The sequence below is a fragment of the Gardnerella leopoldii genome (genome assembly GCF_003293675.1).
Lineage (GTDB): Bacteria > Actinomycetota > Actinomycetes > Actinomycetales > Bifidobacteriaceae > Bifidobacterium > Bifidobacterium leopoldii.
The window spans coordinates 202,101-217,015 of record NZ_CP029984.1 but is presented as its reverse complement, the minus strand read 5'-3'; the positions used below and the strand labels follow the sequence as shown (position 1 = coordinate 217,015).

Annotated in this window: 5 protein-coding genes; all 5 read right to left on the bottom strand. The window is 42.0% G+C overall.

The window, feature by feature from the left end:
* Positions 1-72: 72 nt before the first annotated feature.
* Complete coding sequence (locus DOD25_RS00980) at positions 73-1,788, bottom strand: SpaH/EbpB family LPXTG-anchored major pilin (protein ID WP_112928538.1); 1,716 nt, start codon at positions 1,786-1,788, stop codon at positions 73-75.
* Positions 1,785-4,736: a hypothetical protein gene (locus DOD25_RS00975; RefSeq protein WP_112928537.1), complete on the bottom strand. Its 2,952-nt coding sequence runs from the start codon at positions 4,734-4,736 to the stop codon at positions 1,785-1,787. Before DOD25_RS00975 ends, DOD25_RS00980 begins: the two co-directional genes overlap by 4 nt.
* A gap of 370 nt (positions 4,737-5,106) precedes the next feature.
* On the bottom strand, positions 5,107-10,806 hold the full coding sequence (locus DOD25_RS00970) for a S8 family serine peptidase (protein WP_112928536.1): 5,700 nt from the start codon (positions 10,804-10,806) through the stop codon (positions 5,107-5,109).
* 1,007 nt (positions 10,807-11,813) lie between these two features.
* Positions 11,814-12,947: a class C sortase gene (locus DOD25_RS00965; protein ID WP_112928535.1), complete on the bottom strand. Its 1,134-nt coding sequence runs from the start codon at positions 12,945-12,947 to the stop codon at positions 11,814-11,816.
* A 208-nt stretch (positions 12,948-13,155) separates the two neighbouring features.
* On the bottom strand, positions 13,156-14,850 hold the full coding sequence (locus DOD25_RS00960) for a SpaH/EbpB family LPXTG-anchored major pilin (protein ID WP_112928534.1): 1,695 nt from the start codon (positions 14,848-14,850) through the stop codon (positions 13,156-13,158).
* Positions 14,851-14,915 lie beyond the last annotated feature (65 nt).

Genomic DNA, 14,915 nt, shown 5'->3' with positions numbered 1-14,915 from the left:
GGGAGCCGGGAAAGCGTTAGTTAACGCGCGCCCGACTCCCCATTTTCGTTAATGCTTAAAGAAAGGGATTAACTAAGCGCGGAGCTTATCCTGCTCCTCTTCCTTCTTGCGACGACGCATGTACACAAAGAATCCGGAACCAACGAAGCACATGCCGATAACTGCGAAGATGATTACGCCAGCAGCACCGGTCTTTGGAAGAAGGTTGAACCAAGCGTGTTGGCTATCATCTGGAACATCTTGGAACTCGAAGTTCTTGGTAGCGTCAGTATCCTCAACCTTTACTGCAACAGCCTTAGGATTACGAATGTAGCCGGTTGGAGCAGCAGTTTCCACAACGTAGTACGTCTTACCGCGAACTACTGAATATTCAGCAGTCTTAGCCTCAGCGCCCTTTGCTTCTTGCTCACCAAAGTTAGTAGAAGCAGCAGAGCAAGCGGTGGCCAATTCGTTATCTTTCTTTCCGTCGGTAATAGCCTGAGAGCACGTATTTGCACTAGTTTCATCGGCAAACAGCTTAAACTTTGCACCTGTAACCTTGGACTTATCCTTTGCAGAAAGCTTCTGAATAGTGAACTTTGAGAACTTCACTTCCTTGTACTTTTTACCTTCAACAACGTCTGGGGTCTTACCCTCGTGCGAAGGAATTAAGCCACCCTTGTTAGCAACAGTGCTGTTGCCAAGAACATCCGAACCAGCAAGAGTAAACTCTAAGGTGACAAATACCCTTACAACTTTGCCAGCATTGTCGTTTGCCGCTTTAGCAAGCGCAGCTTTACCGGCATCATTGAAAGATACAACAATCTTATCGCGAGCAACGTCAGTGGTTGTAGCAGCAATTTGATTTGCGTCTTTAGCAACGGTGTAGTCAGCAGTAGGAAGCGTCGTATCGCTAGCTACAGGTGCTTCGCCGGTTCCAAGTTGTACCTTTGTAACTACGCTAGCAATGTCAGTAGGATAAACAAAAGCATTAGCAGGAGCGAGATCGACTACAGAATAGCCGTTAAAATCAATGTCAGCAAGATCAGCAGTGGTTTTTCCAGCCTCAGGCTTCTCCTTCATCTTGTCAAGCTCAGCGCTAATGGTGTAGGAAATCTTATCGCCAGCGCCAACAGTTTTAGAAGTATCCGCAGTCTTCTTAACGCTATCGCTCAAATCCTTGTTCTTTGGATCCGCGTATGGAGCATAATTGTAGACTACGTTGCCTTTATTATCCTTATCAATCCTTGGGATTGTCATATAGAATGGCTTGGATTCTGCAGCAGAGAAGCCCTTTGGAGGATTTGATTCTGTAACTTGGTACAGGCCGATTCCGAGATCGAACTTCGCAACACCACTAGCATCAGTATCTTTTGGAGAACCAGTAACAGCTTCAGTGGTCACAGTAGCAGTGTTTTTATTAAGCTTATCCATCTGATTGGCGACCTTAACCCAATCGGCGTACTTAGTTAAGTCAATAGTATCGCTACCAATCTTTGTCACCTTTTTTACAGTGAACTTAGCACCAGGAACAGGAGTTGACTTCTTCTGTTTGCCTTTTTCAACCTCGTCTTTCCACTTGAAAATAGTGAGGGAATAAGTCTTGTTCTTCTTGGTATCATCGAGCTTCCACGGAGCCTCATCAAGCACTTGAGCTTGAGATGGGTTATTAAGACCAGCAACACCGCCTTGAGTTTGATCAACACCCCACGCAACGCTGGACACTGTCACAGCACCCGCCGCGCACAGCGTCCCAGCCATTGCGAGCGAGGCGAATGCGGCGACGCATCGTTTTGTGAAATTATTCATTTCTTCTCCTTTATTTCAGTGCCCTTGCGAGCAGATACTTCAGTGCCCTTTTGAACAGCTATTTCACTGACCTTTTGAGCAGAATTTTGGTATACAAAATTTTTCATAAATGCGCGCCCCCACTGTGTTTGGTCGAGAGCAAACGCAAGAACCATAAGACTTGTGAAAATCGTTGTAGCAACGCTAAGAATCATGTTCCAGCCGGCGAATCCCGTCTTTGGCAGTTTAAAAGGCTCAACAACGTGAATTTTGACCGCGGTCATCGTCCAGTCCTTGCCTTTTTCGAGACCAGCGACGCCGTTAAGAAGAGTATCGCCATTTTGTACGGAAGTTGCGCTACCCACTTTATTTGTATAAGCAGCAAGCGCAGTCGGCTTCAACGCATACACAACGCATTGATAATCGCCCGTTTCTTTAGGCGCACCGCCAATAATCGAATCCGTGCGTTCGACTGCATAGAATGGATTTTCTTCATCCCAATCGCTAGCTTCAACGTCTCGTCTAAATAGGGTACGACTTGCATCACACGAAGCTGAATTATTCTTGCACTTTTCAAGTTCAGCAACAGTTTTAATATGATCCCAATTATGAATTTGGTTCTCCGTAGGAGCAGTCAAGCCATTAACGCTACTAGACCAAACACCCACACCACTAGAGCTATTAGCGTTAACAGAGCCGTCTTTGCTAGCTTTGCTATCTTTGCTAACCTTAGTGCACAAAACTTTCAGCGAAATTTTCTTACCCACTTCACGCAATGACCACGCATCAATATACGGATTCAAAAATCGCATTCCGCGCATCATTGTGATGCCCTGGTCTGGATCTACATCACCATAATCGTCGTTTTGCGAGTCAGACTCACCATCAGCAGAAGCTTTTTCGGTCGTCACACGTAACTTTAAATCATCATTATTAATCCGTGGAGAATTATTGACCGAGACTTTCAAATAGATAGGCTTACCTTCGTTACTAGAATCTTCATCCTCTGAAGAGGAGCCATCAGGATAATGCGCAACCACTGGCACATTGTAATGCCCTGTTTTAATCCAAGTGCTCATTCTTACAGTAATTTTTCCGTACACTGCACCGGAAGCATCACTACTATCTTCTCCGACTTCACTCCCAGCTTTGGTAGGTTTGTTACTTTGATCAATGTTATCTTCATCAATAAATGAGGCCCAATCAGGAACTGGATGCTCAGAATCATTTTTATATGGCTTTATTTCAAACCAAGTTCCGTCAGGAAGATTACGAGTTCTAGCTAACTTCTTACTGCAATTTTCGCCAACTCCGCACTGGTTAAGCGGCACAATAGAAGTCGCATATTGACCTGGAAGAGTATTAATTCCATCACCATAATTAGGCTGATAATAGTAAGACATTTTGCGAACAGTAATGTTCAAAGTCTTAGCTTCCCAAGTAATGCCTTTACTTGACTTAAACAAATTTTCTGACTTTAGCGCAGAATCAATTTCATCAATCTTATTGTGTTTTTCTGCAGCTATTTGATCAAACTTCTTTACTAAAGCATCATCTTGCTTGTCTTGCGCGCCGTCATCTTTAACAGAATTTCTTAAAGCATAAACTTTGCACACAAAATCACCGGTTTTCTTTACAGTTCCCTTAAACTGTCCTACTGTACGCTCATTTACTCGCTTAGGTTCAAAATTCGGATGTGTTTTAACATACTCGTTGTACACGTAATCGTCATAAAGTAAATCATCCATCTTGCAGCCATTAGCAGGATCATCAAAGCACTTCTTTTGCTGATCGTAACTGGCATGCTTCCAAACTGTTACGTTAGTATCTTGTTTTAATTCAAGCCCGTTAATTCCACCAGACTCGTATTTTCCATCAACAGGATTTCCATTCTTATCTTTCTTATAGCAAATCACACGCTGATTAATATTGCCTATGCCAAAATGCGCAGAAGCATCAAAAGTGGTTTTCTTAACCTCTTGACCAGCCAATAACACTAAATCTGAGTTATCAGATTGTCCATATTTCAAATCTTCTTTGTCTTTGCTAATTATTGAAAGTTGTAAATCACTATCGTGAGGATCAAATCGCGTAACAACTACATTTGCATAAACAGGCGAAGGCTTACCACCTTTGCTATTTCCAGCATTTGCATCATCGGAAGTAGATTTTCCATCTGGATAGTGCACAATTACATGCACTTTGTAACGACCTGCTTTAGTCCACCTATTTGGACGGAAAGTTATAACGCCATAACTTTTTGAATTATCGGATGGAATAGCTTTCGTTTCCTTGCACTGTTTATTATTGGCTGACGCATCATTGGCTACAGCGCATTGCTCGCCTTCAAAATTAGCCCACTCGTACGCGTCTTCTTTATCATTTGCATCTGGCTTAATTTCAAACCGCGTACCAACAGGAAGATATCCACGCTTAATTTTCCTATTGCCGTGAATTGGCTTACTCCTAGGAGCGCCCGACTTATTGTTTGCACTTGTAGAAAGATTTCCAGCAACAATATTCAGAGTACGTAAATACTCAGGATTATAGAATTGCGCTCCGTTTTCGGTAGTGTTGGTAGAACTTCTGTCACCGTTCGAACCAGTTTGCGCGGCTTCAGCAGCGTTTTTAGCTTTTTTATTTTTACTGTTTTGATCAGCTTCTTTATCTTTATTGGAAACTTCGTTCTTAGGATTTGTATTAGCCGTTGCGGAAGTATGTTGTTCAAGATTACTAACAGGTTGCTGCTCAGCTTTTTTATCAGACTTATGTTCGTCTTTATTCTTAAGCTCTTGATTACCCTTAATCTCAGCACGCTCTGAGGTCTTAGGCGTTGTTTCTTCGGTTGAAGCACTCGACGGAGTGATAGGCACAATCGCGAGAGTTGCTAGAGTCAGCACGCAGGACGTGAAACCGCAAATTACGCGCATAATCTTAGAAAGACTGTTACGACGACGCTGCGGAAACATCTCTAATCACCTTCGTTAAGTTCAAACTCTCAAAATTTGTGTAGTCATCATTACAAAATCAGAAACTACACAGCACTGCAAAACCTCTCTTAATTGCAGCCACAGTTCTTGCAACTATACCCCCCCCCCCAAGGCAGATTTCAACCACTATTTAAGATTTAAAAGATTTTGCGAAAAATATCTAAAATTACGTTATTTTAACCTTAAAATTTATGGAGCAATTAGAATATTCGCAATATATTACATACAACAAAATATGGGTTATTCAGGTTATTCCACAAAATATATTACATACAAAAAGAGCACTCCCACCTTACTAGAAGATGAAGAGTGCTCTTTGTTTATTTACTTTTTTACTTATTTTGTTTATTTACTTGCTTGCGTGCACATGATGGCGGCGAGTTTTAAACGTTACAGCACCGCTTGCAAGCAACACCATAAACGTCACAACCATACCAATCACACTGCTACCAGTCATCGCCAAATCAGAAGTCATCTTCTTGGCGGCAGACTTAGCGGCAGCCTGCTCCTTTTCAGCAGCCCTCTGCTTTGCAGCAGCGTTGCCATTCGCAGCACTTGCGTTGCCATTATTGGCAGCGGCATCGCCGGATGCGGCACCTGCGCTACCACTTCCGCTGGCGGCATTTCCGTCTGTACCAACGTAAGTAGTGCCAGTAAATGTGCCGAATCCAGAACCAGCACCTAATCCGTTACCAAATCCAGTACCAAGCCCGTTGCCGAATCCAGTACCAGAATGAAGCTCCGAATACTTCAGGTTAATCTCTGCAACTGTTTCATCGAACGCTGTAGCATTCTCAGGAACAACCCACACGTTAGCCCAAGCAAGCTGCTCACCTTTATCGTTAAGCAAAACAATCGTATGCTTACCGGAGTAGCCAGCTGGAATCACAACATTAAACTGAGGTTGACCATTCTTATCCAAAGTTACTTTCACATACTTAGATCCATCTGCGCCCTTCAATAACACAGGCGAAGAATACATGTAAGCATAAGCGTAAGCAACCTTGTTTTTCTTAAGTTCCTTGATGAACTCGCTCGTGGCAGAAGAGACCTTAGTCTTGTGAGACTTAGAGCCAGCATCACCCTTAGCAGGAGCATCCATGCCAGCGAAATACAACTTCACAGGATTGCTCTTACCAGCACGAACAACATCATTCATGTGTTCACCAGCAACAAGGCTTCCCTTAAGCGACTGATCTAGCTTTGCGGTAGATTCAGGAGCTTTAGGTGCTGGAGTTGAAGCGGAAGGAGGATTGACAGTTACAGAGGAGGAACCATGATCGTTCCCATGACCATCATTCGACTTCTTTTCAACGACGAATTCTGCGGAAGTATTCTTCGTTGCAACGTTACCCGCATAATCAACAGCTTCAACTGTGATTAAGTGCTTTCCGGCAGAAAGTGAATTGAAATCAACATCTACCTTCAGCGGATCCTTCAGATCTTTCAGATCGGCAAAAGTAGCATCGTAAGGATTATTCTTACTCAGCTTAATATCCGTTTCTTTAAGACCATTACTTGCATGATTTACTTCTTTACCATCAATCTTCACTCGCAATAACTTCAAATGATCATCTTTAGCTGTTACAGAAATCTTATGATTTGCTTCAACATGATCATTGTCCTTTATTCCAAGTGTCACAGAAGGAGCATCCTTATCAACAATAACAGGAGCACGACCATACAGTGCGCTAGACATCTGATCGATGGCTTGGATTAACACAAACTCTCCATTTTTAACTTCAACATCTCTATCGAAGCTCTGAGCATTAGTTTCTTTGCCTTTAGAATCAGTACTGAAGTTGTCTGAAGCAATAAGATTATTAATCTTAAGAGTATAACCAGCAAAATCATCACTAATAACACCCTTGAATTTCACAGTGTCATTATTAGTGAATATTCTGCCGCCATACAACTTTGGAGTACTAAACATTACTTCTGGAGCCTGTCTGTCGAAGTAGAAAGCAACTGGAGTGTCTAATACCACATCACTTCCCTCTTTGACAATCATCCTAAAGTCATTTATTCCAGGATGCATTGGCAGAGTTACCGTGAATGTAGAATCAGCATTTGCATTAGTGGACTTAGTGATTGTTGCAGCTATAGGATCAAAATCCTCATACCCCGAACCATCATCTTTAACTCGATTAGCTTTTGTAAATAGTATTTCTGTAGCTTTGTTACTTACTTTGCCGTTTGCGGTGAATGAATCGAGCGAAGTACCACTATTTCCAGGAACAATCCAGTTGTATGCTCCTAAGCTATTAGCATTACTCAGTGAAATATTATAAAGCTTTGGCTCTGTCTTTGTTGGCATAACGCGATTAGCGAAACCTACATTCTGAGTAGCTGTGTTAACTCCATCATTAGCAACCAAGGTAACTGAATATGTACTAGCAGATGGAATAACTTTTACAGTAAATGAGCCATCAGTAGCAACATTTACAGGCTCTTCCACTTGTTCACTCTGGACTTCACCATCAACAACCTCATCTTTACTATACTTGACAGTAAACGTAAGATTCTGCTTTGGATTAGTATCGTCCTTAACTTCACCTTTAACTTCTACTGCACCAGTTTGGTCAATTGTTACATTCCCATTACTATCTGCATTAGTTAGTTTAATTGTTGGTGCTTTTCCGTCGAAATTAGTTGCAAGAGTTTCAACTACTTCTTTATTATCAGAACCTTTTGCCTTAACTTTTATTGTATTAGCACCTTGTTTAATAGGGGCTGTAAAGCTAAATTCAGAATCATCTGTCTTAACAGCTAATTCTTTTTCTGCTTCAGTTCCTGATTGAACATAAGCTTTCACATCCTTGCAACCATCAGCAATACGTCCAGAGATTTCGATGCTATATTTATCAACACCGTTATCTTTTTTAGCAGTGACATCCTTAATGCCAATATTCTTAAGATTAACCTCATTATTTATGAGAATCTTTTTATTAGCAAATCCCTTAAACACTTTGGAAGTATTGGTTTCATTGAAACCGCCATCATGCAAACTGACATTGACGTAATAAGCATCCTTACCTACATTAACTTTGCAAGTGCGAGTATAGCCATTTGCGTCATGAGTTTCGCTGCAGTCCTTCTCATCAACCTTGACATAATCACTGTTACCATTAACTTTTACACCTGGATCACTCAACGTTTCACTTAACTCATCATGAGCTGTAATGGTGATTTTACCATCATTATCAGGTTCGCTAATTGTAACGGTTGGAGCTTTAGTATCAAGGTTAAAATGCATATCAGTCGTCTGGCACATATCCTTAGTCAAGCAAGCTTTTACTCGATAAATATATTTGCCATCAGGAAGTTTCTTATTAAAATGCGCAATATCAGTAGATGTCTTATCATAAATAGTTCCATCAAAATCAATAGAACTATTTAATGCTCTTGGATCACGTAATAATTCTGAGAAATTAGAACGAGAAACGTCATGTTCCTCTCCTACTTCTGCAACAGTCTTACCAGAATTATCCAAAACAGAATACTGTATTAAACTTGCATTACGGAATAATGCTAATGATGGTCGTATCTTATCGAATAACTCATCACCATTTGGAGAAAATTCTAAATGACCAGGAGCTTCATCATTAACTTGCACATCACCAAAATAACTTTCGGCAATCAGCGAAGTAGTCATATTAATTGCATTTTGAAGATACTCTTCACCAGGCTTTACAAGAATTGGTTCCTTATCCCAATTTCCAACAAAGCCAAGATATGGAACAGCCAAATCTGGTTCCCCAGAAGTCTTTGAAGTAAAACGCGCCCAACCTTCAACATAATGGTCGCGAGTCACGTCTGGAGTTAATGTAAACTCTACTTCCTTTTCTGACTTAGGATCTACTGTAACTGTATTAGTCGAAGAAGCTAATGTTTCTGAGCTAATAGAGGTAGTAGTTTCTGCATTAGCATTATTAGATTCATTAACAACATTTTGTTTAGGAACTTCATAAGTTACAGCCTTATCTCCATAATTATGCAGTTTAACAGTGAACTTACGATCTCCATTAACCTGGCGTAGAGCCACGTACGAATTGCCATTGACTGTTGCAATCACGTTAGTAGCAACAGCTTTATCAACCTGAGCTAAGCCAGCGCCGATTTGACGGGGAGCAAATGGTACATTGCTGGAATTATTGAGAATCTCAGCCGTATTCATCAAGGCTTGTTCAACACGAGTAGCACGATCTTTTGGAGAAAGCTTAGGGAAACGCTTCATATAGCTTTCCATCACCAAAGCTGAAAGACCGGAAACGTTTGGAGCAGCCATAGAAGTACCAGACATATTAGTGTACTTGTTGTTGTTCTGAGTAGACCACACGTTACCGCCGATGCCAGCAATATGAGGCTTAAAATCAAGTTCTGGCGTTGGACCCCAAGAAGTAAAGCTAGAAGGATGCAACTTATCAGGATTTGCAATGCCCATTGTCTTATCAGAGAAGGAAACCTTAACTGTACCACTTGCATTAGCTTTGAGTGCATCAACAATCTTTAAAGCATCTTCACGACGAATTGATGCTCCAAAGCATGTGAACTTATCAACTCCAGCCATGCCGAGGAACTGTGCCGAATCGCCAGCTTTGTTATAAACGATTACACCATCAGCACCCTTATCAATAGCATTCTGGAATTTTTCACTAAATGCTATTGCGCCACGTTCAACTAAAGCGTACTTTCCGTGAAGATTCAAATCCTTAACTTCATCTTTTTTGCCAAGACCGATATTCACAATCTCATGTTCTTTACCATCAGCTTTTCCTGAGGCTATAGAGTAAGGAATCTCAGTTGTCTTATTAGCTTTATCCGTATATGAACCAGCGGTTTGAATAATATAAGAATTTTCTACAGAAGCAACGCTGAAAGCAGAAGGATAAGAAGATGGCGAGCCGAGAGTTGCATCATCCCACTTTCCTAATGCATCATTAGTTCCTCCAGATGTAGAGAAGCTTAAACCGGAGTTTCCTGCAGAAATAACTGGAAGCACACCAGCTTCGCGAGCCTTCTTTAAAGCGAGAGATGTAGCGTTAGAAGTTCCACCAAAACCGTTATCTGAGCCGAGAGACATGTTAATAACGTCTGCATGAAGCTTTACAGAATCCTCAATTGCAGCAACTATATCAGCATCACGAGCTCCGTGCGCTCCCGGCTTATTTGAAAATACTTTCATTGCAAGTAGCTGAGCATTTGGAGCAATGCCGTTAATATGACCGTTTTTATCAGCTGGCTTATTCTCATCATCACCATTAGCTGCCACAATACCAGCTACGTGCATGCCATGCTGCTCTGCACCACTATCTGTAATAGTGTAGTTTTCATCAGCATAGTTGAATCCAGCAGGAACTTTATTGGTGAACTTTACACCATTAGACGGGAATGTCTTCTGAATCTTACGAGCTTTTTCAGCTTTGAAATCAAGCTTCATATCATGGTGACTTGGATCAATACCAGTGTCGATGATAGCCACAAGCATTCCAGTTCCATCAAGTCCACGCTTCTTAAATTCTTCATTTACACCCTGCAAACCGCGAGCATAATTTTCAAGAGGATAATACAAACGTTCTTTTGCAACAGAAGCTACTTCATGTTCATGACGTAAAGCCGCAACTTTGTTAGCTGGTAATGTTGCTTCAAAACCATTCATCAGGTAACCAAATTGGCGACGTACTGTCATGCCATATTTTGAAGACCATTTTCCAATAAGACGATTCTGGTCAACTTTATTACTGTCTTCAGCTTGTTCCGAAGGAAGTTTTGGCTGTTTCTTCAAAGTAACGATAACAGTAACAGGCTTATTAGAAGTACCAGTCCTATTAAATGGATTATTAACTATTCTGCTAACAATCTTAGGATCAAGATATTTAGTAGTTTTATTCTTCTTATTCTTATTCTTTTGATTTACAACTTGTGCGAGATTATTGTTCTCAGCACTATTGTCTTTAGCATTTGCTGTACCAAGCGGTACCATAAGCGTCGCCGCAGCCACGCCTAATGCTGCTAAACGAGTCAGATATGACGTTCGTTTGAACTTCATAAACATACTCTCCTTCAAAATGGTGGTTGTTATCCCGGAAAAATTTCGGTTCTAGCTATAACAAACTCAAGCCAGCTGACAAAATCTTTCATACTGACTGCCAAAATCTTTCATACGGGTGTAAATATTTTTGTTACGCTGGTTTGAATCATTTCCGCTAAATATCACACAAGAGGCATACCCCCCCCCCATGCAAACAGCAAATAATGATGCATTTTTGCAAGTGCAACAAAATATTTTTCATATACTCTAGCACTTGTTTAAAGAGAAAAAACTTTTTTAACTTGTTAATTTAGCAAATAAAATTTGAAAAAATTATATTTAGGATAGGAAAATGGCTAAATTACGCCATTTTCTCGCAAACACCTTTCCGCAAGTAACATGTAAAAAATCTGTAGTTAACATATAATTTACAGAATTTTTCAACAACCTTGCATTTTGACAATGTTTTTTAAAAAAATATTGCTGATTTACCAACTAATGTTGGCGCGTTGTGCAATATAAACCGTAAATTTTTCAGCCAACCGACGATATGCGCAAATGACCTAAATTTTACGCTCGCGCAGTAACGCGCTCGCCTACAAAACTCGCGCGAGTGTTATCTCACGTTTGGAGTGTTATCTGCTGCGAATCACTCCATTTGCGGGGAACTTATCTCACATTTGGAGGGTTTGCGCTACTTTTGCTTCCAAACGCAGGCGCGACGACCTGCTTGAGCGCAGCACAGCGCGCGCGTAAAGTTTCTGCCGGAATCTAGTTGGGAAGCAGCATAAACTGCGCGCGGTTGTAAAGTTTCTGCCGTTTTTTCGCTCGTAGCCGACTTTTTCTTTACACGCGCGTAAAGTTTCTGCCGGAATCTAGTTGGGAAGCAGCATAAACTGCGCGCGGTTGTAAAGTTTCTGCCGTTTTTTGTTACTGGTACAGATTAGTGACTGCGTTAGTAACGACCTGCTTTAGCGCTGCGATTTAGCGCGCGCAGTCACAACGCTCACCGCACAGTCGTCGCGTTACTCGCGACGCAACTTACGCAGCATTTTGCGCGAAAGGATCAGCAAATGCTTGCCGCGAATGTCGAGCTGTCGCCCTCGCTTAGACGTTGCAGCAGCAATCATCATGGACAAAACAATCAATGAGAACGCCATTGCAACCACGAATAGCGTCATCCAAAGCGGCCATTGCACGTGGTCATCCGGCGGCTTCACAGGGTCCGGCAGCACACGATACCCCGTCACCAAAAGCCTATGCGAGTTCACACCATACGGGGTACACGTTAGCAGAGTCGCCAAGTCGCGCCCCTTTTCGCGCTGCAACAAACTAATATCGTGTGGCTCAACCACGCTGATGCGGAACACTTTGTATCGTAAAGTTTCGCCTTGCACGTCAAGGTAGAAGTAGTCGCCCTTCTTTAAATTCACCAAATCGTCGAACATGGTTGCATCCGCAAGACCCGTGTGCGCGGTAATAACTGTGTGGCGGTTCTTGCCACCAACCGGCAAATCCGTGCCGTACAAATGACCAGCGCCGCGCGCCAAAACTTCTTGCGAACTGCCGTGATAAATAGGAAGTTTTACACCAATTTTCGGAATTTTTACGATGCCGATAATGCCCATAGGTTCCTCAAGCGCTTTAAGATAACGCTTGTATTCAGGTGTGTTAGTTACGTCTTTTTGACCATTCGGACCATACGGATCCGTGGTAAGCATATTCTTGCGAGTTTTATTGTAAAGCTTCGCGGCGCGAATGTGAGCGCGGCGCACATCACCAGCCTGATCGTGGTTATACTTGTCGTACGCGTTAGAAATTTCCTTCGACACGCGATTGTTCCAAAGCGTTGAAACAACAGGGTAACTGAAGCACAAAATACCTGCCAACACGAATGCGATTGGTTCAACGATGCGGCGGAGCTTGGATTTTTGCTTGGTTTTTTGCGCGCCTACGGTGGGCTGCGCGCTTGCGGAAGTCTGCTCGGAAGAGTTTGAGTCTGCAGGATTAGTTTCGGATGTAACAGTTTCGATTACGGTAGTTTCAGCAGTACTAGTTTCAGCAGTGCGATTCTTGAAAAGCTTACTTACGATGGGTGTATTAAGGGCAATTTTGTTGAGGAAGGCATATACTTTAGCAACAGCGTCGTTTAATTTCATGCTTCCTCGTTTCGTGGGTTTTTCGTTGGATTTAGATTTGATTTACGATTTATTTATTTTGCGCTCGCTAGTTAGTTCAATTAAAGCGCACAAATATAGAGCCGGGAGCAACAAGTCGCACCCAGCTCCAATATTTATGCCATGCAAACAGATATTTACATTCATGCAGCAGTGACTGCTGATTTTTCTCAGCAGTCACCAACTACAATCAGGCAGCCTGCTGCTCTTCATCCTTCTTGCGGTTGCGCAAGAAGATGAACATACCAACAGCAACCAAGCACATGCCAGCCAACGCGAAGATAATCACGCCTGCAGCACCGGTCTTTGGAAGATTGAAGAGCCAGCTCTTACCGTCATTGCCTGAATCTGGAAGGTTCTCAACGGTAATAGTTTCCTCAGTCTTAGCTGTATCAACAATAATAGGATGAACATCAGGGTTACGAATGTATCCAGCTGGAGCAACAGTTTCCACTGCATAGAACTTTTCAGCACGCTTAACAGAATAAGCTTCAGTTAAGCCATCCACACCAGTCTTCTTCTCGCCAAAACCAGTAGAGGATGGAGTTTCACAAGCATTCTTAAGTTCATTGCCACTCTTACCTTCTTTAAGGGCTTTAGCACAAGTATTCGCTTCCGATTCCACTGCAAACAACCTGAACTTTGCATCTTTCAAAACAGAATTATCCTTAGAAGAAACCTTCTTGATTTTGAATGTAGCGAAGTCTACCTTTGGGTTGTCTTTAGTTTTAACTTCACTTGGAGTTGTTCCAGTATCGTGAGATGGCACAATACCACCCTTGTTGGTAACAGAGCTATTACCGAGTTTAGCCGTATCAACAAGTTTGAACGTCAACTCAACAGTTACTTTTGCAGCCTTGCCAGTACTAGCATTTGCAGCAGCAGCAAGCTTTCCACGACCTTTATCAGTGAAATCAATTGTAATCTTCTTATCAGTGTTAACTTCAGCAGTATTAACTGTGTAATCTTCAGTTACTTTAAGTTCAGTATCTCCTGCCTTAACCTTCTTTACAACATCGTTATAGCTCGTAAAGTAATTAGCTGGCGCAAGATCGAAGACGCTATAACCTTTGAAATCATCTGCAGTAATTATGTCAGAAGTCTTCGCCTTAATCTTATCGAGGTCTGCGGTAATGGTATAACTAATATTATCTCCAGCACCTACAGTCTTCGTTGTATCCTTAGTCTTCTTAACACTATCATTGATATCAACGTTCTTAGGATCAACGAACGGAGAATAGTTGTACTTGGTATCTTTCTTGCTGCCAGCAGTAACCTGCTGAATCATTGGCAAAGTCATATAGAATGGTTTAGTTTCCGCAGCAGAATAGCCCTCAGGAGCCTTGGTTTCCTGAACCTGATATAAACCAAGTGGAAGATCCTTAAACCTTAAAACACCATTATCGTTTGTAGTGCCAGTTAATTTACCTGCATTAGCAGCAAATGTCTCATCAGTTACTACAACACCGGCTGCATTCTTGTTGAGTTTATCAGCTGCCTTAGCGATCTCTACCCAAGAGTCATACTTGGTCAGATCAAGTTTTTTACCGCTGACAGACTTAACCTTCTTAATAGTAAATTCTGCACCCTTGACAGGAGTTTCCTTCTTCTGGTTTCCGGTTTGATCAGTTTCACTCTTCCACTTGTAAACAGTGATGTTACCAGAAGTTGGAGCTTGTTCAAGCCACGGAGCCTTTTGGTAATCACCAGTTTGCGAATCTGTGGTCAAACCTGTTTTACCCTTTGTATTGAAAGTAGTATCAACACTTGGCGTAGCAGCAGCCCAAGCAGAGCTGTTTGCCACCACGGCGCCGGCGACGCACAGCGTGCCAGCCATTGCGAGCGAGGCGAATGCCGCCACGCATTGTTTAGTGAATTTATTCACTTTCTTCTCCTTTGTTCAGTGCCCTTGTGGGCAGGTTTTGAGGAAAATACGTTTATTGTTTTATT

Coding starts and splice junctions, on each gene's coding strand:
- DOD25_RS00980 (WP_112928538.1), bottom strand. CDS start 1,788: ATGAATAATTTCACAAAACGATGCGTCGCCGCATTCGCCTCGCTCGCA.
- DOD25_RS00975 (WP_112928537.1), bottom strand. CDS start 4,736: ATGTTTCCGCAGCGTCGTCGTAACAGTCTTTCTAAGATTATGCGCGTA.
- DOD25_RS00970 (WP_112928536.1), bottom strand. CDS start 10,806: ATGAAGTTCAAACGAACGTCATATCTGACTCGTTTAGCAGCATTAGGC.
- DOD25_RS00965 (WP_112928535.1), bottom strand. CDS start 12,947: ATGAAATTAAACGACGCTGTTGCTAAAGTATATGCCTTCCTCAACAAA.